Here is a 25,426-nt window from a genome sequence, read left to right as displayed (position 1 = left end):
CCCGGGCGTGCGCCTGGGCCTCGTCCATCCAGCAGCACCAGTTCGGTGGCCTGCATGAGCCGGGCGTGGCGGCGAGGGCGTCGAAGGCGGCGTCGATCGCCCGCCGGGCTTGGGTGGCGGCGTGGTCGCCTGCGTGGGCCTCGGCTGGCTCACGCTGCTGGTCGGCGACGATGCTGAGACGTTGCGCATCATCGACATCCTGTGGACGGGGTAGCGGCCTTTAGGCATCTGCATCGCGCCTCAGCGACCTCAGCAGTCCTTCCGGGGGCTGGCCGGCCCGGGCGCCGTCCGCACGTTCGGGGGCTCAATACACGATTCCACCGCCCCCCCCGGTGAGCGATCACCTACGCGCCGCTCAGTGCCGCGCCTCGCCCTCAACAGCCCAATCGGCACTCTGAACAGCGGTAGAACGTGCCGCAAACTCGGCAGTACACCAGACCTTCGGCCCGGTGCCATCTTCGCGTCCACGCCGCCGGGCGAGCCAGCACCGCTTATCCGCGTTCCGTGCCCAGCCCGCGCAGAAACCGACTGCCACTCCCCCGTGGCCACGCCATCACCATCGCAGACCACAATGAATTCACAATCGGCACCATGTGGCATGAAATGGTCCATGAAAGCAATAATATTGCACCTTGTCGTCCATTCTCCGGCAAAGCGGATCCGCCCATTCAATCGCCGACAGGGATGCCATCAACGCGAACCCGAAAAAGCGTGGAACGGGTACGGGATTTCCACGATGGCCCGAAGCGGCAGCACCGATTAAATTTCACCTTGCCTTGTTCTCCAGGTCACGGAGGTTACTTTGAAACGCCAGCGAATCGGGACAATTCTTGCGGCCGGCGCGGCCGCGATCGTAGCGGTCCCCGGCACCGGGGCCATGGCCAACGCCGCACCTGACCCCGGCGAGCAACTCCAGGTCGTCCTCTCCCCTGCCCGCCCGCGGGCGGCCGCCGCCGGCGGGGTGAACGCGGCGGCGGCCTGCAACCGCTACAACCGCACGCAGGTCTGCCAGAGCATCACCTTCCGGGTGAACGTGCTGCGCAACCGCCGGCCCGTCGGATTTCTGACCGGCCAGATCACCCAGGCCATCGTGTTCAGCACCAAGTCCCGCTCGTTCCGGGAGAGCTTCGCGCTCACGACCACCGGCGTACACGGCCGGGCCGGCGGTGTCCGCGAAACCCTGGCCGTCTCCTGCGGCGGCGGCTGCAAGACAAGGAGCGGCGTGCCCAAGGGTCAGGTGCTGCGCAAGGGCGCCACGATCAAGGGCAGGATCACCTACACCGATGGCGTCCGCCCCGGCAAGGTTCACTCCACCGCCAGCCGGTACGCCCTCACCTTCACCAAGCCCGGCTACACCCCCGGTGCCGTCTCCTGGAAGTCGATCGGGTACCGCTGCGACGACACCATCAAGACCCAGCGGCCCGGGTGCGTCATCCCGCGCTTCGCGCCCACCATGACCGCGATGAGGAAGCTCCCGCACATCGCCGCCAATATCCGCCGTATCCAGACCCGCGGCCCCGGCCATTACGGCCGCCCCGGGTCCGGCCACCCGCTGCACCGCCTCACCGACAAAAAGCAGCAGGACAAGAACCGGCGCGCGGTTTGCGGCCGCAAGGTCGTCGGCCCGCCGCCGCGGCCCGGCGTCAGTTGCGACGAGTATCCCTTCGCCAGTACTCGTGAGGGCGGCACCAAACTCGGCAAGAAGGACCGCGGAACCGCCTGGGTTCCCAGCAGCGAGCAGAACAAGCAGGCCGGCTACATCACCTCTTCGCACAACACCCAGCGCGTCCTGAACGGCGACGCGTTCTACGTGTCAGTCTGACCCGATGACGGCTTCGAACCTGCGGGTCAGCGTCGGCTACCACCAGTACTGGCTGGAGTGGGCCGCATGGGACCCCGGCGCCATACCGTTCACCGGCGGCAACGGCCTGGTCTGGGTCTCGCCCGGACGCATGGTCGTCATGACCGGCACCGACTCCGGCGACATCGGTGTCGAGATCGAGGTCACCGACCACGCACCACCACCAGACCTCGACGACTGGGACGACGCCGTCGAGGTCAGCGCCGACATCACCGGCACCACCGTCGAACTGTCGGCCCCGGTCGGCATCTCCGTCACCGAACTCCGCCTGCCGGCCCCCGGCACCTACCGCTTCCGGGTCCACGCCCGCGGCCGCGACGCCGGCCACGACGCCGAATACATCGACGCCGACGAAGGCGACACAATCGTCGAACACCACAAGATCCAGATCTGGCCGGCCCCACCCACCGCCGAGACCACACTCAAACTCACCGACAACGTCGGCACCGACAACCGATCCCACACCTGAACCCGACACAAGGACACAAGCAGGGGACGCTCCATCGATCTGGTGGAGCGTCCCCTGCCTCCGTGCTGCGCGCGCCGCGATCCAACGAGCGTCGGGCGCCCGTGACCGGTGGGGGTACGGACGAAAGTCGTAGCCCCACAGTGACGAAACGACCCCGGAACAGGCAAGCTCCGGGGTCTTCGTCGTTACGGAGGCCAGTCTCCTGTGACCGCAGGGAGCGAAGGGGAAGACGCGCAGCAGAGCGTCCCGGCCCTCGGGCCCGGTTTGTGGTGATGTGTCGGCGTCGTGGGCGCTGGCGGCCCAGGCTGCGGGCGGCCTGATGTGTCCGGTGGGTGTCCAACTGCTCCTGCCACCGACCCGGCCCCCGCGGGTAATCGGCGGTGGACAGGTTCGCGGACGCGAGCCCGCCCGCGCTCGATCGTGTCCAGCAGGTCATCCGGCGAGACACCGGGAAGAGGCCGGACTAACACAGAGTGATCGTCCCAGGTTCCGCCACTTCAAGCAGCTCGATTGCTGATGCGCCGCTCCCATGCGCAGCCGAGCGAGCGGTCGTTGCACAGAGGACGCCTACGACCAGCTCGTGTGGGGAAAACGGTCACGCCCACTCCCCAAGGCACGCCCGGAATAGATGGGTAGATGAGTCGCTGCTCCCGCGCTCAGCACCGAAGTCGTTCTCCCCAGCTAATCAGAGGTTGGCGCAGACCATCCCGTCGCGGATCGTCTTGGCGACGACGCGGCCGAAGAGGAGGACAGGGCGGTCTTCGAGTTTGCCGAAGGCATGGTTCGCTGACCCGCATCACACACCACGGCCCGGTCCGGGCGCTGGTCAGGGGCACGCTTGTGGTCAGGGACCGGTGCGTGCGGCAGGTGCGGGACCAGGATGGTGTGACGGCCGGTCCGGCGGGCTTGAGGTATCAGGTTCGCCGGTCAGAACAGGAGATCTTCGTCAGGGTCGTACTCCTTCGTATTGCCCGTGAAGCCGGGGTCTTGGCCTGCTTGGTCGGGGCGGATGGACTGGGGCGGTCTGGTCCGACGCAGGGCGGCAAGGCTCTCCTCTCTGGCGATCTCTCTGGCGCGCAACGCCTCCGACCACCGGACCAACGCCGACCTCCACTCTTCTCGTAATCGCCTCACCTGCTCCTCTGGCGCGACGGCCCGGCTCTGCCGGTACGCGGCATAGGCGCGGTCGGCGAGAGTCCTCGCCTCCCGTAACTTCTCGCTGGCCGCTTTGAAGCCGTCTTCGGACCTGTTGATCCTCTTCCTCAGCGGCTGGTCGAGTTCATCGATGACGACGCCGAGGGGCTGCGGCATGTCCCCGTCGAAATCTTCCTCCAGGGAACCAGCGGACGACAGGTCGCCCTCGCTCTTGGTGGACGCTGCGGGTATGAGGCCGGCGTCACGGTCAAGGAGCAGCGCTTTTTCCAGCGCTTCTTCCAATGTGACGGCCTTGGCGATCCAGTCGATCACACCGAGGTTCCACTTCCCGCGAGCCTGGATTGACCAGCTGCTGCGGGGCGCCTTGTCGCGGCACCTTTCGTACGTGCGAGCCGCCGACCGCACATCGCGGCGCGCCTTGTTGAACTCGCGTTCCGCCTCCCGAACCAGCGACTCGGCCGCATAGCGTTCTTTCGAGGTCATAAGCCCAGTTATAGGGAGAAAGCTGACCGACCTGCGTCACCCGTCCGCAATCGGCCACATAGTGCGGGTCGCTGGTTTATCGAGGGAGGACCGGCGACGAGGTCCGTTTCGACACGGCAGTGCTCCGCCCGGTTCGGAAGTACGGGATCTCAGATCGGACCGGCCCAGCCGCTTTACCCGGTCGCTGACGGCGACCACGAACTATAGGCGGTTCGTGGTTGGCCGAGAGCGGACGCTCCACGGCCCTTGTTTCTGAACCCGCCGCGCCCGTAGAGGTTCCGGTGAGCCGTGACTCGTGTGGAGACTCGCGCGATTCCTGGCCGCCGAAGGCGGCCTCAACCCGGGCGACCCGAACCTGGGCGGCTCGGTGTGCACCCAGACAGTGGCGGCGTTCAAGAGCGGGGCCGAGCGGTTCATAGACGACACCCGCTACGACCCGCCGAAATGGCCGACCATCTGCGGCCGGTCGTCGATGTCCACCAGGATCAACAGCGGTGCCATGAGCGGGTTCGGTTTGCGGTTCGCACCCGCCTTCCGCATGCTCGATACGCCCCCTACTGGGTCGACCCCGGCAACCAGTACTTCACGGACTGCGACCCCGCCAAAGTAGAGATCAAATGCACGATGAAGTGTGCAGGCCGCCGAACCTGACGGCACGGGGCGCGCCCGGAGACAACCCGGGCGCGCCCCACTCGCGCGAAAGCGCGGACATCGACGGCCAGGACCCGCTACAGGTCATGGACTGGGTGAACCTGTTCGCCTTGGCCGTCAACGAGGAGAACGCCTCCGGCGGCCGTATCGTGACCGCTCCGACCAACGGGGCGGCGGGCATCGTGCCCGCCGTACTGCACTACTACGCCCGGTTCGTGCCCGGAGCCAATGACGACGCCATCACGCGCTTCCTGCTGACCGCCGGCGCGATCGGCATCCTGTTCAAGGAGAACGCCTCCATCTCCGGGGCCGAGGCCGGCTGTCAGGGCGAGGTCGGTTCGGCCTGCTCCATGGCGGCCGGTGCGCTCTGTGAGGTCCTCGGCGGAACCCCCGCGCAAGCCGAGAACGCCGCCGAGGTCGGCATCGAGCACAACCTGGGCCTCACTTGCGACCCGGTCGGCGGCCTGGTCCAGATCCCCTGCATCGAGCGCAACGCCGTCGCCAGCGTCAAGGCGATCAATGCGGCGCGACTCGCCCTGGCCGGCGACGGCAGCCACAAGGTCAGCCTCGACAAGGCGATCAAGACCATGTGCAACACCGGCCGGGACATGAAGGTCAAGTACAAGGAGACCGCACGCGGCGGCCTCGCCGTCAACGTGATCGAGTGCTGAGGCCCATGACTGATTTCCCCCTCTTCCGCCGTTTCCACCGACCGTTCACCGGTCAGCCGCCATGCCCCGGTCGAGTACGTACTCACCCTCGACTGCCCCGAGGCTCCCGGCATCGTTCACACCGTCTCGTGTTTCCACCTCGGGCGCGACTGCGACATCACCGACAACCAGCAGTTTAGCGACCGCCGTGCCGGTCACTTCTTCATGCGGGTGCGCTTCGCTTCCACCGGCGCCGCAAACACCGCGCAGGCTCTGCGCCAGGACTTCGCCACCGTGGCATCACCGTCCGCCATGCGGTGGCACCTGGACCGGGCCGACACCCGCCGCCGCGTGCTGATCATGGTGTCCCGCGATGGCCGCTGCCTCAATGACCTGCTCTTCCGAGCCCGCAGCGGCGACCTGCCGGCCGACGTGGTCGCCGTGGTCTCCAACCACCCCAATCACGAGGCACTCACCGGCTGGTATGGCATTCCGTTCTTCCACATCCCGGTCACCGCTGCCACCCGGCAGTCCGCCGAGGGGCGGCTCGTGGAGATCGCGGACGCCTGCGACGCCGAACTGGTGGTCCTGGCCCGCTACATGCAGATCCTGTCCGCCGACCTGTGCGCCCGGCTCGCCGGCCGGGCGATCAACATCCACCACTCCTTCCTCCCGAGCTTCAAAGGCGCCAAGCCGTATCACCAGGCGTACGAGCACGGGGTCAAGGCGGTGGGAGCGACCGCCCACTACGTCACGGCCGAACTCGACGAAGGCCCCATCATCGCTGCCGGAGCCGGCGGGGCTGTCCTGCGAACCGACGCCCGAGCCGGCCTTCGCACTAACTCGCGATCGTCGACTTCGCTGTGGTCCCCTCGCGGTTCCTCCATGATGTACCCCCTGTTGCGCTCGTGCGGGCGGGGCCGCCCCGGGGCCTTGAGGGGGCAGCGGAGAAGCTGATCGGCGTGCTCAAGGCGACAGCGTGCGGCCCCTCGGGCGGCTCCTGAGGCACACCTTCTCGCCACGATGCCGCAGCCCTGGCCGGCCCGGCTCGCCGGCACCGCATGTGGGATGACTCGACCCGGGCCCACCACGGCCGGCGCTGCCCTCAGCCCAGTGACCCGAAGCCGTGATCCGCCCCGCGCCCTGGACCGACCTGGCACCCAGGGCGGGCCGACGTACCCATACTCGCCGTCGACGCCAGCTCGATCGCCGCAGAGCGGTCGCCGGCCTGCTGGCGGTGAGAGCCGCGGGGCGTACCGTGGAGGCACAGCCCCGCTGCGGTGCGGACCGAACCGACCGGCCTCTGATCAGGCACTCCGACAGACAGCGATCTTGCAGCGACGGCCCGGTGGCACGCGCTGTGGCACATGGCGCGGGCACGGGCGCCGTGCCCTTCGCGCCGCGGGTGAACTGGAAGCCCGCACCGCAGGGGCGACCACCGACAGTGTTGCGATTTTCGCAACGCTCGCCTAGTCTTTTCGCATGGGGACCGCAGAAGAGATCGTCCGCGAACGAGTACGTCAGGTGCTCAGCTCTTCCGGGGTGTCTGCAGCACAGTTCGCCAAGCGGATCGGCCTGGAACCGAGCAAATTGTCCAAGTCACTGGCCGGCACACGACGCTTCACTTCCCTGGAGTTGGCGTCGATCGCGGACCAGGGAAACACCACCATCGACTGGCTCTTGGGCGGCACGGAGCCCAAGGCCATGGTCGCCGCACGCTGCGAGCAGGGCGTCGAACCCGTGATCCAGGCGGCGCTCGAACGCGCCTGGATCTACGCCGAAGCCGACTTGACGCTGAGACGTCTGAGTGAAGGCCCCCACCACCTGCCGCCCCTGCCTCCACCGCCCAACGATGCGGACCCAGCCATCGAGGCGGGCCCGCGCCTGGCCGAGCGCGGCTTCTCCGCCGTGCTCCGCGCCGGTCGCAGCCTCCACCAACTCCGCGCAGACCCGGCGAAGGTCGTCGAACACGTCTTCGGCATCAACGTCGCCTTCGAGCCCTTCGACGACACGCTCGACGGGCTGGCCTTCGCCCACGACGGCTTCCGGCTGGTGATGATCAACAGCAATAAGTCCTGGAGCCGGCAGCGCTTCACCCTGGCGCACGAGTGCGGTCACATCCTCAGCCGGGACGGGGTCGACACCGAGGGAGCCCGGATCGACCGCGATGTCATGAAGACCGGGTCGGGACCGCGCCGGCAGGCCGAGGTACGGGCAAATGCGTTCGCGGCGGCGGTCCTCATGCCCGCCGACAGCGTCCGCCACCGCTTCCGCGACGGCGTCACTGAGAAGGGGTTCGCCAAGGCAGTCGGGACCTACCTGGTCTCTCCCTCCGCCTTGGCGTGGCGGCTGGTGAATCTGGGGCTGCTGGCACGAGCGCGAGCCGACCCGTTTTTGAAGATGCCAGCGGCGCGAGCCGCCTGGCTCGGCGACTGGGCGGACGCCTACGACGAGATGACCGTCCAACATAGCCGCTCCCGCCGCCCCGAGTCCCTGAGCACGCGCGTGGTGAAGGCTTTCATGGCAGGCAAGATCAGCGCAAAACCGGTGGCCGCCGTCCTGAACGTGCCGTTGGACACCATCCTGTCCCTGCCGTGCGCGGACCTGACCGAGAAAGAGCCAGTGTTCGCACCGTGACCCCGATCGTCCTGCTCGACACATGCTCTATCGCCAACTTCGGGGTCGTTCACCGCCTCCCCCTGCTGATGGGGGTACTGGCCGGTCAGGGGCGTTGGACCGAAGCGATCGCCTGGGAGACCCGCAAACTCGAGCTCCCCATGGGCTCACTGCCTCAACTCCAGGCCGCTCTCGGGGAGCCCTACATTTTCGACGACCTGCGCGACATCGACCGGATCGACACCATCCGGCGGGCCCTGGGCGGAACAAGCCGCAAGGCGACCGAGCATCTCGGCGAGGCCCAGACCATCTTCGCAGTCGCCCATGTGCCAGAACTCAAAGGGGCGCGCGTCCTGACCGACGACGCCAACGCCGCGCAGTATGCGCGCAGCCAAGGAATCCGGACCATGAGCACGCACGGGGTGTTGCGCAGCGCCTATCAGCAGAACCTGCTTCAGTGTCCCCAGCCCTTCGACATCCTCATCGAGATGCAAGGGCGGGGCCGGTGGGTGAGCGTCCCATCAGACCACAGCGGCATCTGCCCCTCACGGCTCTAGCTGGGCTGCCCGTGTGCGAGCGGTCGCGCCAGGGGCCAGGGCAGCCCACCGACGCAGAACCCGACGCCCGCGCCACCACCGGCGGGCGGAGTTCGGGTCGGCCGAGAGGTGCGCGGCGGCGCGAGCACGCGCGTTGGGTCACGGGGAAAGCGCACGCGTCCACAACGTCATCCGGACGTGGCGCTGCCGAGGCAGCTTTCCCCAAGCCGCCGGCACGATCGGCATCGGCGCAGCCAACCTTGCCTTCTTGGCGGCCAGTCTGGGCATGCCCTCCACGGCGTTCATGACCTGGGGATGGCGGCTGCCCTTCCTGGCCAGCGCGGTGCTGATCTCAGTGGGGATCTGGATCCGGCGTCAGGTCCCCGAAACCAAGGATTTCAAGACGGCCACCGAATCGGGCTCGATCAAGAAGGCTCCCGTGGCCGAGGTGCTACGCAGCAGCCCGGTCGAGATTGGCTTGGCGGCCTTCCTGAAGTCCGCCGAGATGATCCCGGTCTACATCTTCATCGCGTTCATCCTGTCTTACGGCACGGACCAGTTGTCCTACGGACGTAACACCCTCCTGCTACTGGTTTCCGCTGCCGCGTTCATCTCGGCCGGCACGATGATCGCTGCAGGCCACTACTCGGACCGAATGGGCCATGCGCGGATGTACACGCTGGGCGCTCTGGCGATGAGCGTTTTCGGCTTCCTGTACTTCGCGGTCATCGACTCGGGCTCGACCGTCGCGGCCGGCCTCGTCATTCTGATTTCCTTGATCCCCTACGCGCTCATGTTCGCACCGGAACCAGTGCTGATCGCCCAAAACTTCCCGGTCGAAACGCGGTACAGCGGCTCATCCCTCGGGTTCAATCTCGCCGGGATCATCGGCGGCGGTCCAGCGCCCTTCATCGCGACCTGGGTGGTGGTGCGCTTCGGAAGCATGGCCGTCGCGGCCTACATCGCGCTGTTCTGCCTCATCGGAGTCCTCGCGGTGAAGGCTTTGGTCGCCCGCGGACGTGCCCGCGAACACCGATCCGTTGACCAGACATCCAATCCCCGCGTCATCCGGGAGATCGCATGACCACGATCGGCACCAATCCGGCACAACACCGCACCCATACCGCGCAGAGCCAGCCGATGATGGGCGTCGTCACTCTCGGTCACATCGATCCTGTCCAAGGGACCGCTGCTCACAATGAATCGTTCCCCTGGCCCACACGTTGGCGAGCCCTCACCGGGGAAAACCTCATCGCCCAGGCGCTGAGCGCAGATCCGACGCTCTACCCCGACGTTCTCCAATCCGCCCGGGACTTGGTTGCTCAGGGTGCCCAGAGCATCCTGACCACATGCGGCTACTTCACCCCCTATCAGGCGGATCTCGCAAAGGCTTTGCCTGTGCCCGTCCTAACGTCCAGCCTCCTTCAGCTACCTGGCATCCTGGCCGTGATCGGCGAGAAAAAGGTCTTGGTCCTAGCCGCCAACGCAGCCGCCGTCGATGCCCGCTGCCTGGCCGGCTCCGGATTGAAACAAGACGAACAAGACCGCCTGGTCATCCGGGGCCTGGAGGGGCCGGGCCCCTTCCGGGAACAGGTCCTGAAGGCGGATGGCCTGCACGATGTTCCGTCTATCATCAAGCAGGCTAGCCAGGTGGTATCACGCACCGTGGCCGCTCACGGCGCCATCGGCGCCATTCTTCTGGAATGCGGCGACCTATGCCTGGCAGCACAGCCGCTGCGGGCTGTCACCGGACTGCCGGTCTTCGACTACATCACCGCAGCATCGTGGTTGCAGTCGTCAGTTCCCGTGACCACTGGCCCTCGGCGTTGATTTGCTTCGACGCCGTGGTGACCTGCATCCCCACCGGCCGGACCGGTCGGGGGTGCTGCTCGGCGGGAGCACTCGAGCGGAGCGGCCTGCGCATCACGACCCTGCGCAGGAGGGCATCGAACCTGCCCCGCATCTGCTCCAGTCCGGCCGGGAGGACGATGACGAGAGCCCGACACACCTCCGGGCCGATGGCGCTGGTCGTTGTCGGCGACCAGCGCGCTGGAATACGCGCGGTTAGGGCTTATAGGCGAGGAGGGAGAACTGGTCGATTGGCTCAGGCGCCCCGAACGGCGTCGCCTCCGGCCGCCACAACGAGGTGGACACCTCCTGTCGCGATGGCCTCCGTTGTGTACGAAGGTCCTCCTGTCGTATCGAGTTGCGACTGCCCGAAGCCGCTTGAACTTGCTGATGCGGCGTTCGACGACGTTGCGGTCCGCAGGTCTGATCGGCGGCGGGCCGTAGTGACCTTGTCGAAGGTCGGCCGCAGTTGACGGCCGGTCTCGGCTACGGGCGGGATGGGTGAGAGTTGTTGCCGCTGCGGAGGTCAGCGTTCCAGCCACTGATTGAAGGATGCGCGGTCGTGGACGCGGGGTGGCCTGCCTCTCCCGAAGTCGCCGAGGGTCTGGACATATGCCCAGAGCCTGTCGTGGTCGACGTACTTCACATGCCCGGCCAGGCCCAGCAGGTCCCAGGTAATGATGGTGTCGATCTGGTGTTCCCGTGCCAGCACAGGGACGCTGGTGTCATCGGTGGCGAACACCAGGCCACGCTCACCGTTCTGGCCGCAGCCATCACCGCCCGCAAGGCCTCCGCTGCGCACCGGGCGGCGGTCACCGAGCACCAGGCGGCACAGCACGCGCTGCCCGGCGTGCGCGAGGCGCTGGCTGACGCCGACGCCGAGTTGACCACGGCGACCGACAAACACCAAGCGGTCGTCCGCCAAGAAGCCGCGCACACCGCAGGCCTCGGTCTCAGGCCCGGTGACGGCTGCCGCGTCTTCTCCCGCCCACTCTCCGAGGACTACCAGACACCGGCCGCTCTAGACCCCGACCGGCTCGCCCGCACCACAGCGGCCCTCGGCCGGGCACACCAGGCACGCGGCCGAGCCGAGGGCGCCCACGCGAGCGCGACTGCGACCGAAAAGAAGGCCCTGCGGCAGGTCACGGCCGCCGAACAGGAGCGGGACCGGGCTCGGCGACGCCTCAACGAATCGATCGCCCAGGCGGCACAAGCGGCGGGCTCGCCCGACCTGCGTCCGGCCGCGGCACAGCCGCACCCGTTCGACGCCGAAGCCTTCCTGCGGGCACTGCACCGCGCTGTGGAGCTGAGCCAGCAGGACGGCGGTGTCGACGCACCCGAACCCCCCGACCAGGTCGCCACCGCCCGGCGGCTGTGCAGCGATGCCGCAACCCACAGCGAGACCATCGCCGCCAGCGCCTCCCAGGCACTGTCGGACGCTCAGCAAGCAGCCAACGCGGCCGAGGCAGCCACCACCCTCCTTTCAAACCAACGGCAAGACCTCACCCAACGCGTCACCGCCCACCAGGCGGAACAGACCGCACACACGCACGCCGCCACGGCACTGCAGGAACGGGCTCAAGCCCTCCCAGCGGCTGTCAGGTCCGCCCTCCCCACCCCGCTCCAGGCGATCAGGGCCGACGATCTCACCGGCATCCGACGCCTCTTCGGCGAGCTCACCGCCGAGATCGACACCGCCGCCCAACAGCGCCATCACGCCGCCACCGATCTGACCGCGGTCAGCAAGGAACGGCTCCGGCTGGAACGGCAGCGCCAATCCGATCTCACCGAGCCGCTGCTGGGCCTGCTCGCCACCGCCACCAGCGACCTCACCAGCGCCCAAGCCGCCCGCACCGTCCTGTCCGCCCCGCCCCTGCAGGCACTCGATCCCCCCGACCCGGTCACCGTCGAGGCAGTCCACGCGTGCTGCAAGACCGCCGCCGAAGCCGTCGAGGAACCACGCGACCGGCTGACCCGCGCCCGCACCGACGCGCAAACCCGGCGATCTGGGCTGCTGGCCGACCTTCACACGCAGGCCCAGCAACTGCGCAGCCTGGACGCCGGCGGACCTCTGGCCGCCTTCGGTGACGGGCTTGCCCTGGAGGAACCGCGGTCCCTGGAACCGCCCGTCCGCGAGATCGGCATCGCCCGCGACACCCGTACCCGCCAGGCCGCTCTGGCGGCCACGGCCGAGGCACAGATCGAACCCGCCCGCGCGCTGGACGCGGCCATCAGCGCGGGCAAGGCCCGTCTGGCGACCCTCACCGCGCTCCACCGACACCTGGCCCCCGGATCGTTCCCCAGCTACCTCACCCAGCAGCGCACCAAGGCACTGCTCGGTCTGGCGGGAACTCTGTTCGAACGGCTCACCGCGGGCCGCTACGGGTTCAGCGACGAGTTCCGTATCGTGACCATGGACAGCAAAACAGTCCGCAGCCCCAAGACCCTGTCGGGCGGGGAGACCTTCCTTGCGTCACTGGCACTGGCACTGGTGGAGCTCCACAGTCGCAACGGTGCCCGGCTCGGATCGCTGTTCCTCGACGAGGGGTTCGGCGCCCTCGACTCCGCCGCCCTGGCCTCGCACTCAGCGTCCTGCGCAGCGAGAGCAACGACGACAAACTGGTCATGGTGATCAGTCACCTGCACGCCGTCGCCGAAGCGGTCGACGACGTCCTGTGGGTCCAGCGCACCGCCGCCGGCTCACAGGCGCGGTGGCTGACCCGCGAGCAACGCCGCGCCCTCATCGAAGACCATGCCCGATCAGGGCTCCTCGGCCTCGCCGACACCCTGTAGAACACCAACATAGAGCAGCAACCGCCCACGCCTGCCGGACCTGCACAAAATCCCGCGGGCCGGGTTCCGAAATCGACGCACCATCCGACAAATTCGAACTGGCGTTCCATTCGGGCTGCATTGGCGAAGAATGTCGGCCCGCCCGGCTAGCGTCTCCCCCGCCTGTTGTGGTGCACCTGATGATGCGGCGCACGTGGTAGGGCCGGTCCCGAATGAAAGGATCCCGGGTGAGCGAAATCGAAGGGGAACTCGCGCGAGTGCGCGGCGCGTTCGATAAGCCGACGCTGCGGCTACTGGAACGCACCTGGGCCCCGTTCGTGATCGCAGTGTTCAAGTCGTCGTTCAGTCGCGAACGAGACAGCATCCCCGCCGACAGGCTCCACACCCGGGTCGATGCGCTCCTGGCGGAGCTGCAGCGGTCGGCGAGCCCACTCCGCCGGGCAACGGCCGCGGATTGTGCGTGCAGTGGATGAACCAGCAGTGGCTGGTGCGCACGATGGGCGAGGGCCGCGAGGAGGAGTACGCGCTCACCTCCCATACGCTGGAGGCGATCTCGCTCGTCGACAGCCTGATGCGTGACCGTGCCCTGATCAGCGAATCCCGCCTGAAAATGATCCTGCACACGGTTCGGCAATGGGCCGCAGAGGCCAACGCCGAACGCGAAGACCGCATCCGGCGGCTGGACGCGCAGATCAGCGAACTCACCGCGGAGCGCGACCGGCTCGCCGGCGGCGGTGACATCGCCGCCGCCTCCGACGACCGGATGCTGGACGGGTACTTCAACCTGATCGACCTGATCGCCCAACTCCCCGGCGACTTCAAACGCGTCGAAGAAGCCGTCACCGGAATGCACCGGAAGATCATCAACGACTTCCGTGAAGAGAACCGGCCGGTAGGCGAGGTGCTGGACGAATACCTCCACAAGACCGACCAGCTCATGTCCGCCACCTCCGAAGGCCGGGCGTTCGAAGGAGCACTGGAACTGCTGCGCGACGACGGCCTTCTCCTAGACCTCAAGAACGACCTGCAGACCATCCTCGGGCACCCCTTCGCAGCGGCCCTCACACCCGCCGAACAACAAGAGTTCCGCGGGACCGTCACGCTGATCCGCCGGGGCATCGACGACGTCCTCACCCGGCGGACCCGGCTGTCGACCACGCTGCGCGAACACATCGAGAACCACGACCGCATCAAGGATGCGTGAGCTCGAAGAACTGCTGCGCGCCGTCACCAGGGAACTCGCCGCCTGGATGCAGTACGCCCGGCACCACGGTCCCCGTCGAGTTGATGCCCGAGACCCTCGACATCGTCCACCTGCGCGAGCGGTTCCATGACCCGGCCGCCCACATCCCGCCCTCGCCGCTGCAAGACATGTCCTCCCAGGCACCCGCGCCGCCCAGCCTGGAGGAACTGCGCACCCACGGCGGGCCCTTGCTGTCCAAGACCCGCGACGCCGTCACCCGGCACCTCACCAACGCCCCGGACGCCTCACTCGGGCAGGCGTTCACCGCCATGGGCCCCGACCTGAGGCGCCCGGTGGAGATCCTCGGCCTGGTGCATCTGGCCAACCGCGCCGGCGCCCTCGACCCGCAACAGCCGGCGGAACCCTACGACACCCTGCGCCCCGACGGCAGCCGACGCACCTTCGAGGTTCCCCGGGTGACCTTCGACGAGACCGCAGCGGCCCGGTTCGCTGCGCTGGAAACCGGGCAGGACACACCGACGGCACCAGCCACGACCTGCACAACGAGCACGATCCGGCCACCGCGAGCCGAAGCGCTCCAGCAGAGCGCGGATGGCCGGGGTGGTCTGTTGCGCTGGTCCGGACTGATGACCGCGCGCCAGTTCTTCACGCGCGAGATCGCTTGACCGCGACGCCGACACGCCGCTGTGCGGCGGTGAGTGCAGCTACATCGGCCCGCCCCCCTTGCTGCGCTAATACGAGCGCCAGGCGGCCCAGTGAGGAGAGCCGATCCTCCTCGCGAGCCTGCCGACGCAGCCGTCCGTGCCGGCTGCTGCGGATGAACCTTCGATATGACGGGGGTGCGCGTATTAAGCGCCCGCGTGCACGTATGCGGCCCACACCGACGGCAAGTTCGGAAACCTCGTCCTGAGCTGTCTGACCGCGCGATGGACCGCCGCTGACGCGCGCAACGGCCCGGATCGATCCGCGATCAACTCCCTGTAGATCTGTTGGCTGAAGGCTGGTGCCACGGCATCGTCGACGCGCCAGAGTGTGCCGACCACCTGGGAGAACCCGGCTATCTGAAACGCCGCCAACGGGTGGATCGCCTCATCGGACAGGCGCGCGGTAGTGCGGGCCGTGTCACAGGCGGACAGAAGCGCGAACTCCGCGTTCCGCAGGCGCAGCCGGGAAATGTCCAGCACCCGAAACGGCGCGTGGTCGTGGTCGTGCAGTGCGAGGTGGCTGTCCGAAGGGTTGTCCGGGTTGCTGTACGCGTGGCAGGCGAAATGCGCCCAGCCACTGGCCGGCAAGGCGTCGAGAACGGCGTCACGAGTCGCGTCCGCGCCGACCAGGACAGTAGCACCGGGTATGAGAGCGGTCAGGTGGTCGGCTTCGGCCTGTGCGCCGGGCAGGTCCGGGGCGTCCGGAGTGTGCGGCATCGCGACCACCAGCGGCCGCGGCTCGTTCCGGTCATCGCGGCGAGCCGCGCGGGCGTGGCCTAGAGCGCGAATCGTCGGCGTAATCGAGGAGACGACATGGTCGATGAGCACAGGTCCACCGGCGCGGTAATGGCCCGCCGCGTGCAGGGGAAGCAGGCTGAGCAACCCGACCGGGGCCCACCAGATCCTCGGCCACGGACCGTTCGCCGCCGGTTCCGCCGTCAACCCCAGTTCGCCGAGCACAGGGCCCGCGACGGTGTCCCACAGCCACTCGAGTGTGTCGTGGATCGTCTGCTCGGCCTCCAGCCGCCCCTCCGTGAACGCGGTGTGCAGAGCGCCCACGTGGTGACTCACGGTCTCTTCACTCAGACCGTCCAGCGCGCGTGACCGGACCCCGTCCGGCGTGACAATCAGCGCGTCACACCCGTACCGGCTGACGTTGACGTACACGATCGGGCCCTCGTGCGCCTGGGCGGTGAGATCGGTCAGCAGTGGAGGCCGCAGGAAGCGCTCCATCCCGGGCAGCGCGCGGATTCGATCGGTCACCGCGTCGAGTTCGTCGGCGAGGGCCACGCGGTCCCTCGTGGTATCGGTTTCGAACTCCGCGGTGAGCGTCCGGAAGCGCTCGGCCAGCTCGGGTGCCCGCTCGTGCAGGTCGGCAAGATCGCCGCGGCTATCGAGGGCCTGGGCGGCGAGCACGCAGCGCCCGGATTCGAGCAGGGTCACCGCGCTCACCTCGTGGCCGCCGATCAGCGCGCACGCGGCCGCGTCGGCGGCGACCCCTGCGAACCGGCCGAGCCAGTACTGGGCGTCCTCGCGGCCCAGGCGGCGTCCGGCGAGCCGAGGCAGCAATCGGACTGCAGCGGCGTACCCCTCGGCGGCTACGTCGAACTGCCCGGCTTCGGCGGCCAGATCACCCCACCGTCCCGCCCCTTCCGCCCGGCTCCCCGCCGGCGATCCCGCGGAAGACGCGGCCTGCTGGTAGCAGTTGAGCGCTTCCATCAGCGCGTCTGCGTCACCGAGGTGCCGGAAGCCGAGCACTAGGACGTTGGCGACCCGGGTCAGGAGACCCGCCCGGGAATAGGCATCCTGCTCGGTCCCCCGCCCCGCACTGCGGGCCAGCCCGACCGCCTCGTTGAGGACTTGCGGATCCGGCGGCTCCCGTCGCACGGTGGCGGGTGCGACGGGGTTCGTGCACCAGTCGCCGAGCGCCGCGGCCAGGTTCGCGGCGTATCCGGGCCAGTCCGGGCTGTCCTCCGGAGTCGCGGCCACGGACGCGCGACGCGCGGCGATCGCCTCCCGCAACGCGTTCCGATCACCGAACCATTCGTACGCCAGCCCCAGCACACCGCCGAGGTTGGCCAGCCGCACCGCCCGGTCCGGGTCGTCGTCCGGCGTCACATCCGCGGCCGCGCGGTGCGCGGCGATCGCCTCGTCGAGCACGCTCGCCTCGCCCGTCCTGATGAACCAGTCGGACAGCATGACGCCGAGGTTGGAAAGCCGCTGGGCCTGGCCGGCGGCCAGGCTCGCGCCGAAGCGGACGGACTCTCGCGCCCGGTCGACCGCATCCGACAGCACCTCCAGCTCGCCGGTCACCAGGAACCGGTCGTGCAGAACGACGGCGAGGATGCCGAGCGAACGCGAGTGGCCGCCCTGCCCGGCGGTGGCCTCTACGGCACGGCGAGCGACGTCGATCGCTTCCATGACGTGGGCCAGGTCTCCGGTCGCGTGGAACAACGCGTTCAGGTTGACGGCGAGGTTACCCATGAACTGGGCCCGCAGCGGATGGCCCGCCGACGTGCACGCGACCGCCTCCCGTTCAATGGTGACGGACTCCGCCAGCGCGGCGCGGTCCCCCAACTCTTCACCGCGGGCGGCCAGCGCCGCGGCGAAGTGGTCCAGCCGGACGCTGCGGCGTGGGTGCCCGACGGGGGTCGCCTCCGCCACCGAGCGCCCGAGCTCGATCGCCCGCTCGAGCAGGGCCGAGTTCCGAGTCTGCCTGAACTCGGCGGCGTACCGGCCGCACGCTTCGGCGTCGGTGTCGGCGCGTTCCCGGTCGCCGGCTGATTCCGAGCGCTCGCCGGTGAGCGCGGCCCAGTCTCGTTCCGTGGTGGTCAACTCGACGAGGTTCTGCGAGTGCCGCGGATCGGTGACCGGGGTGTGGGCCACCAGTGTCTGCCGGACCCGGAGCAGTTCGGCCAGGTCATCCCGCGCCCTGTGAGCCTGGTAGCGGTCGTCGAGCAGGTAAGCAAGGCTCTGCAACCGGTCGAGCACGTCGAGCGACCCGGCAGACGTGAGCTCCACAGCTCGCCGCGCGGCGTCAGCGGCTTCCTCCATGACACCGGTCTCCCCGGTGTCACGGGACCAGTCGTGCAGGACGACGGCGAGATGGTGCAGGCTCCTCGCGCTGATCACATCGTCGGAGGAGCACTGGACGGCGGCCCGCGCGTGCTCGACGGCTTCCGCCAGGAGGTCGAGATCCCTCGTCACGGTGAACGCCGTCCGCAGTGCGACGACGAGGTTATCCAGGTAGGGCGCCTTCTCCGTGGACGGTTCCTGGTCGACGGCCGTCCGGCTCCAATCCAGCGCCTCGGCCAGGGTCCCGGGGTCCCGATTCTGCAGGAACGCGGTGTGCAGCAGCACCCCGAGGTTGCTGGCGTAGCTGGCCGAATTCCCCGGGCTTTCGGACGCCAGGAGATAGGCCTCCATGACTGTCCGGACGGCTTCCCGCAGGAACTGCAAGTCGCCGGTCTGGCGGTAGCGGGTCTGCAGCAAGCCCCCGAGATTGGACAGCACTGCTTGACTCTGGGCCACGTCCTCCTCAGCCGGCTCCTCGGCCAGTAGGGCACGGCCGAGATTGATCGCCTTCTCGACCGACGCCTGGTCCGCGCTGTGCCTGGCGACCTTCAACGCCTCCCAGAACCGCTCGGCCAAGCCGTCCGCCGACCCGCTACCCACGGGTCAATCCTCGTCGCCTTGCGAGGTGCCGGCCGGTCCACCAGGCGCCTCGTCCGGCTCCGCAACATTGCGCTTCGGGGTGTAACCGCGTTCCGCGGGCCTCCTCCAGCAGTGCCACCTCTTCGGGCGAGAGCTCGGGTTCGTCCGCCACCACCGCTCCTCTCCCGGCACAGCCACCGGTTCGGATCTCCGCCTTCGACGAGCCTCAGCGCGTCGAAGTCCTCCACCCGCAACCGCAGCGCCCGCCGTCCCGTGTACGCACCCCCAACGATCCGTTTGCCCCCTCACGCGCGCCGATTCGAGGTACAGCTCGGCCAGCCGCGGTACGAGGAGGCGTACGACCGGTTGCCATACCAGCCGGCCGCCCAGTTGCCGTCCTTGAGGCGCACGCGCACTTAGCACGGTTCGCGGTCGCGGAACGCGTGGTCCCAGGCGCTGGGCGTGCGCAGAAACCGAGCCTTGCGCCCGACGAGGGTCAGCACCACGGTGACGAAACCGACCACCCGCGACCGCTCTACGAAGCCGTCCCAGCCACCGCCGGTGCCACGAGCCATGCGGATCAGCGCAGGCCCCGCGCCCCGCCACCACGGCGTACAGAGCGTCCAGCGCGATTGACGCGACGATCGCCCGCAGCACCCGCTCACCGAGATCACGCTCACCGGGCACAGCCCCCCGGCAACGTTCCCGGACAAACTGGTAAGTGATCCCAGGCAGCACCAGAAAGACGAGCAGAGCGAGCTGCACGACGGTCGCGAGCGCCTGCATTCACCACTCCCAGTGCTTCACGGACCCCGTCCGATCACGCTACTGGCTCCGCGGTCGGCGGAACACCCCGTTCCTGGATGCTGGAGCAAAGTAGGCGGCGGGTCTCGCCGGTCGGGGCCGGGCGCGCCGGTTACCGCCGTTTGCCTGGTGTCTGCTCCGGTGCTGCCACGCGTGAGAGTGTGGCGGGTCTGGATCCTGCTTCACCGGAGACCCGATGCCAGGTGGCTGTGTTGCGGCATTCGAGCTCGGAACTCGTCAACAGGGCCGCTGCCGGTGTGGGAACTGGTCGCAGGACAGGCGGTGCTAACGGTCCAAGGCCGGTCGACCACGGTGACGGCGAACGGCGACGTCCAGGCACTTCGGATCGACGCCCATGACTTCGCCGCCTTCCTGGAAGGCCGCCCGCGCCTTTGGGCCGTCATCGAACAGCAGGTCTACTGGCGGCAGACCGAGCGGCGCGTTCCGCCGGTGATGCTCCAAGGCGGGCTGGGGAACTGCTTGATCCTCATCACCGACGGGCACCGTGTGCTGAACCGGCTGATGCACCAGGCCGAGACGACCGGGCCCGGTCAGGTGGCTGAGCTGGCCGACCGGGCCGGCGCCGCGGTCGGCTTACGCCAGGCGACGATCTACCTGACCGACCTGCGGCGGGAACTGCTTGTTCCGGTCCCCGGCTCCGTGGCCGCCCGGCAGCAGAGCTTGCCGATCGACGACAGCGTGCCCGGGTGAGGCTACCGCACCACCACCGTTCGCATCGCCGGGGCCGACGACCGCGGGCTGGTGATGTCGGCGCCGATGCAGGACGGCATCGAACGCATCGGCGTCCTGGGCATCAAGTGCGACCATCTCGACGGCCCACCCTGATGTTCTGTTCTTCCCCGCCGGAACTGCTCACCCTGATCGTGCTGGCCAAGACCGACCACAGCGACAGCCTCATCCGCCTGTAACGCACCCAGCCGATGACCCTGACCGCGGAAATGGTGTGGGCGTTCATGCCGCCCCGCACCCTCAAAACCCCGGACGTGGTGTCATCAGCGGTACTGGAGCCGGCCCTACGAGATCGGCGGGAGCGCCTTCGACCACACCCTGATCGATCACACCTTGCACGCCACCATCATCGACGCGATGGACCATGACCTACGGGACGGGTGTAGCGCATGGCGGTACGCGGATTCTTGTGCCGGGGTCTTGATCACGATGCGTTGCAGCGGCACCTTCTGCTCGCCGAGGTGGGTGGCGGCGGAATGTCGGAGCCACTTCGCCCGCATCGACCACAGGCCGTTCCTCTAGTCGTTAGCGGATCAACAACCGCGCGCGGCAGCCCACGGCTGCAGATCCAGGACCGTGTTCCGGGCTGCCCATAGCACCCGGGTGAGGGTCGGATGTGCGAGTGGCCGGTCCGACCGGCCGCGAAGCTCGATCACCGCCAGCAGGACCGATGTCAGCACGTTGTCGACTCTGCGGTTTCGAAACGAACCATCACGCGGCGGCATGGGGGCAGCACGCGAACAGGGCGGCCAAGGTCGCCGAGACTAGGAGCGTCTTTCACACCGCTTGCAGCAACGGCCTCCGTGCCGGGTCGGGGCCGGCCGCCGCTCCGGGTCGCCGTCGACCTGCCAGGCGTGGTCGTCCCACTCGATCCGGTCGGTCGCGACCACGTCGGTGCCGGCGTGCAGCCACACCCGGATCCGCGTGGCGACCCGGTCGCGGCCGCCGTCGGTTGCCTCGCTGGTCCCGGCGGATTGACGTTCGCCTCGACCGTGGTCCAGGATGCCGCCGCGCCCCAGTCCACGACGATCGCGTTGCCGTAGCCGACCGAGGTGGTGGCGCGGTCGATGGTTACCAGCGCGGCCCGGGTCTGGCACAGCTGAGGTGTTGCTAAATGCGAGGCGTCGGCGTAGTACAGCGCTCTACCCTCGCCTCGTGAGTCAACAGCCTCCTCCACGAGAGGAAACTACCGGGGAACAGCCGACCTCCCTGCGGGGCATGCTGCCCTGGTACTTCCAGCCGACGCATGATCAGCTTCACAGGCACCTGAAAGAGGGGCTGGTGGTGTTCGACACCAACGCCCTCTTCGATGCCTACCGGCTGAACCCCCACGGCCGCACCGAGTTCCTCCGCACCCTCGGCATGCTCGGCGAGCGGTTGTGGGTGCCGCACCGCGTCGCCGAAGAGTTCCTGCAGAGACGGCTCGAAGTCATCAACGAGTGCGCCGGCGCACTCAGGTCTCTGAAGAAAGTCTTGGACAGCCCGTTCAGTGGCGTGGAGAAGGCACTGCGCAACTTTGGGACCAGCCGCGGCTTGAGCAAGGAGCAGGCTCGCGAGCTCGCGGCCATCATCCGCCAAGCACGGATCAAGGCGATGGAGAAGGCCACCGAGTTCTACCAGTTCGACCTGAAACCGGCCGACTGCCAGGACCATGACCCGATCCTCCGCGAGATCGAAACGATCTTGGATGGCCGGATCGGACCTCCGTTGAAGGACATGCGCAGGGCCCGCCAGGAGGCCGCGTACCGGTTCGAACGGCGCATCCCCCCGGGCTACGGCGACGATGACAAGCCTCCAGAACAGGCCATCGGCGACTACGTGCTGTGGGCCCAACTGCTCGAAGAGGTGGAGCGGCGCCCTCGTCCGGTCTTGCTCGTCACGAACGAGAAGAAGAGCGCGCAGGACTGGATCGTCCCGCAGTCGGACGAACGGGCGTCGCTACCACGCCCGGAACTCTCGGCCGAAGTGTGGGAGCGAGTGCACCAGCCATTCCATCTGGTCAACGTTCAGGGCTTCCTTCGCCTCGCCAACGAGCACATCGATGCGCAGGTCAGCGTTCAGACGATCGATCAGGCCCAGACGATCGAGGCGGCGCAGGAAATCGTGCCCATACTCGGGTCGGAAATATCGGCGTTGGAGAGACGGTTTCGAGGAAGGTACGTCGAATCCGAGCTTGAACGTGCCACAACACGGATGCATGCTATGCATGCTGAGCTGAACGACCTCAGGCTGTCTCTATCCAACACGCCCGGAGAGAGCCCTGGCGCACGCCGCCTGCGTGACGAAATTCGCCAATCCGAGCTGCGTGTCATCGCAGCCAGGCGGGCCGTTCGCATAGCGACCGACCGACTCGCTCACGAAAGGGTCGAAGCAGCGGAGGAGCCAGGATTCGAAGGTCAGTAGGTTCGTGCGTTGATTGGCAGGAACTGCTCCGTCTTTTAGAATCATGAGGGTCCGGTCGGAGTGCTCCGAGGGCTTCCGCGCCTTGAACCCGGAGATGAGGCGGTTGCGGGCGTAGCCCATCGACCCGACGTTCACGCTGGTGAGCCAGAACTTGCCGCCGGTTTCCTCGGCGCCCTGTTCGAGCCTTTCTTTGTGGGCCCCGCAGGGTGTGCACCCGGCAGGGACCGGGCCCTGTGGGGCCCTTCACGCTTCTCCTTTCCCCTCTCGACCCGACAACAGACCTCAGCCAGTGGCGTACGGGTTTTGTCAAAGGTGGCCGTGGGCCATCGCGTAGCGATGCCGTAGCCGCCCTTGAGGGGTTCCGGGCGCCACGTACCCTCTGGCCTCGGGTCGGGAGGAGAAAAGGGGGAGCCCCGGCCGCAGGCCGGGGTCTTGTCCGGCCTGCGCGCCGTCTGGTGGGTGGGCGGTTCTACTGGGTGGGGTGTTCCACGAGCGCGTGGAGCAGGGTGAGGACGGCTGCGCCCACGGTCAGGCCGAGGGCGAGGCGCGGGTGGAAGACCGCCGCGACGGCTGCGCCGCTGGCCAGGGCGATGAGGACTAGAGCCCGCAGGGAGATCAGCGGCCGGGCGGGGACGCCGCTGTTCTCGGATTGGTTCTGGCCAGATGAGCGGCCTACGCTCATGGTGGGCCTCCGTTCTCATTCGTGGGCACGAGTGGTGGTCTGACTCACTCAAGGTGGTGGGTGCTACCAGCCTGGATGCTGCATGGCATTCCGGGACTTGACACCCCGCTTGCCGCCACTCCGCCACCTGCCTGGGCCCATGGGACCTTCGCTCCGCGCGCAGATGCCGCCATAAAGCCCAAAAGTCGCATTGGAAGCCGCCAGACTGCTGCATACCGCTCGACTATGTTGTTATGCGCTACATAGCACTCTTACACCTGGGCTGTAGCGTTTTGCCTGTTCACGCGCGTCCCCTCGTCACTAAAGGCTGTCCCGTAACGATGGACGACCAAGATCGTTGATCTTGGTGTGGAGCAGGTGATCAGAGCCGATCGGGACGAGTGGGTGCCGGTGTTCACCGGCCTGTCGGTGCGGCAGTTCCGCCGTCTGGTGCGGATCGTCGCAGGTCGGGGCGGTGAGCAGACGGGAACCGGGCGACGCTGGAGTCTGCCGTTGGCCGACCGGGTACTGCTGATCGCGCTGTATTACCGCACCAACCTCACGCTCCGGCAGGTCGCGCTGCTGTTCGGAGTCTCCAAGTCCGCCGCGCACCGTATCGTCGACCACCTGGCACCGCTGCTCGCACTCGCCCCGGTCACCCGCCGGCCCAGCCCCGACACCGTGTTGATCGTGGACGGCACACTCGTGCCCGTCCACGACCGGACGATCACTGCCTCGTCCAAGAACTACCGCTACTCGGTGAACATGCAGGTCGTCATCGACGCCAACACCCGCCTGGTGGTCGTGGTCGGGCACCCGGTATCGGGCAACCACAACGACTGCACCGCCTACCGCGATTCGGGCGCCGAGCCGGCATGCCGGGGCGCGCACATGATGGCCGACGGCGGTTATCAAGGAAACCGGCAGGTAATCATGCCCTACCGGCGGCCGCGCGACGGCAGCAAGCTGCCTGCCTGGCAGCACGAGCTCAACACCGTCCACAAACGGGTGCGCGCCCGCGTCGAGCACGCCTTCGCGCACATGAAATGGTGGAACATCCTGCGCAACTGCCGCCGCAAACGCGACGGCGTCCACCACGCCACCCACGGCATCGCCCTCATTCGCAACCTTGCGATGGCTGGCTGACCCGGCCCTGGGGAGGTAGGTCACCGGCAGCGCGTCCGGCGACATCCCTCCACCATTACGGGACAGCCTTTAGCGGCGCAATCTCGATGTCACGAAATCAGTGTTTATCCTCCTGGAATTCTCACCGGTGCATGACATCGTTTTCCCTGATTTCCTGCACGCGTGGCGAGCCCCAGACGGCAACCCGCAAGGGACCGTCTGAACCGAATTCGATCCAGGAGGTCGAGCTCACTGTGAGTGTACGTCAAGTGCTGGCTGGTCAGCAGCCGGTCGAACCCGTATCGATCAGCTCCTCCGCCATGCTGATCATCCTCGTCCTCACCATCGTCGCTGTCGCGGCCTACCGGGATTCGAAGATTGCGGTCGCCGTCGGGGCGGCGTGTGCGGTTGGCGCACTGCTGACGGTTGTCATGACTGCCTGACGCCCGCCCCCTCGCTCGGGCATTGGCACGTTGTCCCTGCCGGGCTGCCGAGGACTCAACTCGGCTCCGGCAGGGACACACCTGCGTGGCGCCGCCCCCTGGGCATCCGCCGGGATCGCCGCCGGAGGCCACGCCCTCCGTGCCCTGCCGGCTGTGGCGGCGTAAGCGGTCAACCGCCGTGCGGTCCGCCGATGATGATCCACACGAGCCAAGCGGCGCCCTTCACCAGCTCAATGACTGTCCGGATCTGCCAGTACCGGACTCGTTCGTCGCCACGGCGGGCGGTACGTTGCGTCTGCATCGCGTCTCCTCTGCTGCTGCAGGAACGGTCTTGCAATGTGCTAGATGGCAGACACACAGACGCCGAAATGCGACAGCACTCGGCAGACAGACCGCGTTTGTGCACCCGACTGCCCTTGCAGGACGCTCCCTGAGCAGTGCAGGACGCCCCCTGAGTAATCAGGCACAAGATCACAAGCGGGCCGCACGTCGCCTGGTCAGGGCCGCACGTCGCCTGGGCAGCAGAAACGAAATCTGCGGACTCACCCAGTCGAACCGCAAGGAGGAACGGAACGACCAGAAGACCGATCAGAACCCCGGAACTTTGATCATGTCT

The 25,426-nt window shown here is 67.9% G+C and carries 21 protein-coding genes and 3 pseudogenes; 16 read left to right on the top strand and 8 right to left on the bottom strand.

Annotated elements, in window-relative coordinates; translation table 11 throughout:
- Window positions 1-961 precede the first annotated feature (961 nt).
- Together HUT06_RS21370 and HUT06_RS21365 are read left to right on the top strand one after the other, a co-directional pair.
- A complete protein-coding gene (locus tag HUT06_RS21370) occupies window positions 962-1,822 on the top strand; it encodes a NucA/NucB deoxyribonuclease domain-containing protein (RefSeq protein WP_217711375.1) in 861 nt (286 codons plus the stop codon).
- Window positions 1,823-1,826: 4 nt separating this feature from the next.
- Complete coding sequence (locus tag HUT06_RS21365; protein WP_176197357.1) at window positions 1,827-2,330, top strand: hypothetical protein; 504 nt, start codon at window positions 1,827-1,829, stop codon at window positions 2,328-2,330.
- 927 nt (window positions 2,331-3,257) lie between these two features.
- Here HUT06_RS21365 and HUT06_RS21360 read toward each other — a convergent pair.
- On the bottom strand, window positions 3,258-3,968 hold the full coding sequence (locus HUT06_RS21360; RefSeq protein WP_176197356.1) for a hypothetical protein: 711 nt from the start codon (window positions 3,966-3,968) through the stop codon (window positions 3,258-3,260).
- A gap of 719 nt (window positions 3,969-4,687) precedes the next feature.
- Here HUT06_RS21360 and HUT06_RS21355 point away from each other — a divergent pair.
- The 10 genes and pseudogenes from HUT06_RS21355 to HUT06_RS21305 all read left to right on the top strand — a co-directional run.
- Window positions 4,688-5,290: pseudogene (locus tag HUT06_RS21355) on the top strand (L-serine ammonia-lyase); the annotation flags it as partial.
- Between the two features lie 9 nt (window positions 5,291-5,299).
- Window positions 5,300-6,226 carry a formyltetrahydrofolate deformylase gene (locus HUT06_RS21350; RefSeq protein WP_217711791.1) on the top strand — a complete coding sequence of 309 codons (927 nt, stop codon included), beginning with the start codon at window positions 5,300-5,302 and terminating at the stop codon, window positions 6,224-6,226.
- Between the two features lie 525 nt (window positions 6,227-6,751).
- Complete coding sequence (locus tag HUT06_RS21345) at window positions 6,752-7,906, top strand: ImmA/IrrE family metallo-endopeptidase (protein WP_176197355.1); 1,155 nt, start codon at window positions 6,752-6,754, stop codon at window positions 7,904-7,906.
- Window positions 7,903-8,442: a hypothetical protein gene (locus HUT06_RS21340; protein WP_176197354.1), complete on the top strand. Its 540-nt coding sequence runs from the start codon at window positions 7,903-7,905 to the stop codon at window positions 8,440-8,442. Before HUT06_RS21345 ends, HUT06_RS21340 begins: the two co-directional genes overlap by 4 nt.
- A gap of 247 nt (window positions 8,443-8,689) precedes the next feature.
- Window positions 8,690-9,505: an MFS transporter gene (locus tag HUT06_RS21335; protein WP_176197353.1), complete on the top strand. Its 816-nt coding sequence runs from the start codon at window positions 8,690-8,692 to the stop codon at window positions 9,503-9,505.
- Window positions 9,502-10,251, top strand: a complete 750-nt coding sequence (locus tag HUT06_RS21330; RefSeq protein WP_176197352.1) for a hypothetical protein — start codon at window positions 9,502-9,504, stop codon at window positions 10,249-10,251. Before HUT06_RS21335 ends, HUT06_RS21330 begins: the two co-directional genes overlap by 4 nt.
- A 646-nt stretch (window positions 10,252-10,897) precedes the next feature.
- A complete protein-coding gene (locus HUT06_RS21325; RefSeq protein WP_176197351.1) occupies window positions 10,898-12,901 on the top strand; it encodes an SbcC/MukB-like Walker B domain-containing protein in 2,004 nt (667 codons plus the stop codon).
- The gene (locus HUT06_RS21320; protein WP_176197350.1) at window positions 12,895-13,062 is read left to right on the top strand and encodes a hypothetical protein; all 168 of its coding nucleotides are present in this window, start codon (window positions 12,895-12,897) and stop codon (window positions 13,060-13,062) included. Before HUT06_RS21325 ends, HUT06_RS21320 begins: the two co-directional genes overlap by 7 nt.
- Window positions 13,063-13,274: 212 nt before the next feature.
- Window positions 13,275-14,266, top strand: a pseudogene (locus HUT06_RS21310) (DUF3375 family protein).
- On the top strand, window positions 14,263-14,931 hold the full coding sequence (locus HUT06_RS21305; protein WP_302931821.1) for a DUF3375 family protein: 669 nt from the start codon (window positions 14,263-14,265) through the stop codon (window positions 14,929-14,931). The pseudogene HUT06_RS21310 and the gene HUT06_RS21305 overlap by 4 nt, the downstream one beginning before the upstream one ends.
- Window positions 14,932-15,114: 183 nt before the next feature.
- Here HUT06_RS21305 and HUT06_RS21300 read toward each other — a convergent pair whose 3' ends face one another.
- The 4 genes and pseudogenes from HUT06_RS21300 to HUT06_RS45625 all read right to left on the bottom strand — a co-directional run.
- Window positions 15,115-18,621 carry a CHAT domain-containing protein gene (locus tag HUT06_RS21300; protein ID WP_217711374.1) on the bottom strand — a complete coding sequence of 1,169 codons (3,507 nt, stop codon included), beginning with the start codon at window positions 18,619-18,621 and terminating at the stop codon, window positions 15,115-15,117.
- A gap of 308 nt (window positions 18,622-18,929) precedes the next feature.
- Window positions 18,930-19,034, bottom strand: coding sequence for a hypothetical protein (locus HUT06_RS45630; RefSeq protein ID WP_368406980.1), 105 nt, complete (start codon window positions 19,032-19,034; stop codon window positions 18,930-18,932).
- A gap of 6 nt (window positions 19,035-19,040) precedes the next feature.
- Window positions 19,041-19,199, bottom strand: a complete 159-nt coding sequence (locus HUT06_RS43910; RefSeq protein WP_217711373.1) for a hypothetical protein — start codon at window positions 19,197-19,199, stop codon at window positions 19,041-19,043.
- Window positions 19,200-19,227: 28 nt separating this feature from the next.
- A pseudogene (locus tag HUT06_RS45625) lies at window positions 19,228-19,410 on the bottom strand (DUF6338 family protein); the annotation flags it as partial.
- Window positions 19,411-19,683: 273 nt separating this feature from the next.
- Here HUT06_RS45625 and HUT06_RS21290 point away from each other — a divergent pair.
- The gene (locus HUT06_RS21290) at window positions 19,684-20,139 is read left to right on the top strand and encodes a hypothetical protein (RefSeq protein ID WP_176197345.1); all 456 of its coding nucleotides are present in this window, start codon (window positions 19,684-19,686) and stop codon (window positions 20,137-20,139) included.
- Window positions 20,140-20,942: 803 nt separating this feature from the next.
- Here the strand turns inward: HUT06_RS21290 and HUT06_RS43905 are convergent.
- A complete protein-coding gene (locus HUT06_RS43905; RefSeq protein WP_217711372.1) occupies window positions 20,943-21,092 on the bottom strand; it encodes a hypothetical protein in 150 nt (49 codons plus the stop codon).
- A gap of 304 nt (window positions 21,093-21,396) precedes the next feature.
- Between HUT06_RS43905 and HUT06_RS21285 the strand changes: the two genes are divergently transcribed.
- The gene (locus tag HUT06_RS21285; protein ID WP_176197344.1) at window positions 21,397-22,581 is read left to right on the top strand and encodes a PIN-like domain-containing protein; all 1,185 of its coding nucleotides are present in this window, start codon (window positions 21,397-21,399) and stop codon (window positions 22,579-22,581) included.
- A gap of 469 nt (window positions 22,582-23,050) precedes the next feature.
- On the opposite strand, the gene HUT06_RS21280 is transcribed toward HUT06_RS21285, so the two are convergent.
- Entirely contained in the window at window positions 23,051-23,263 is a 213-nt protein-coding gene (locus tag HUT06_RS21280) for a hypothetical protein (protein WP_176197343.1), read from the bottom strand.
- Between the two features lie 348 nt (window positions 23,264-23,611).
- Here HUT06_RS21280 and HUT06_RS21275 point away from each other — a divergent pair, with 348 nt between their 5' ends.
- Window positions 23,612-24,388 carry a transposase gene (locus HUT06_RS21275; RefSeq protein ID WP_176197342.1) on the top strand — a complete coding sequence of 259 codons (777 nt, stop codon included), beginning with the start codon at window positions 23,612-23,614 and terminating at the stop codon, window positions 24,386-24,388.
- Window positions 24,389-24,519: 131 nt separating this feature from the next.
- Complete coding sequence (locus HUT06_RS21270) at window positions 24,520-24,810, top strand: hypothetical protein (protein ID WP_176197341.1); 291 nt, start codon at window positions 24,520-24,522, stop codon at window positions 24,808-24,810.
- A 169-nt stretch (window positions 24,811-24,979) separates the two neighbouring features.
- On the opposite strand, the gene HUT06_RS45255 is transcribed toward HUT06_RS21270, so the two are convergent.
- Window positions 24,980-25,111, bottom strand: a complete 132-nt coding sequence (locus HUT06_RS45255; protein ID WP_302931820.1) for a hypothetical protein — start codon at window positions 25,109-25,111, stop codon at window positions 24,980-24,982.
- Window positions 25,112-25,426 lie beyond the last annotated feature (315 nt).

The organism is Actinomadura sp. NAK00032, assembly GCF_013364275.1.
GTDB lineage: Bacteria > Actinomycetota > Actinomycetes > Streptosporangiales > Streptosporangiaceae > Spirillospora.
The sequence above is the reverse complement of the archived record's forward strand: the minus strand, read 5'-3'. Positions and strand labels throughout refer to the sequence as shown.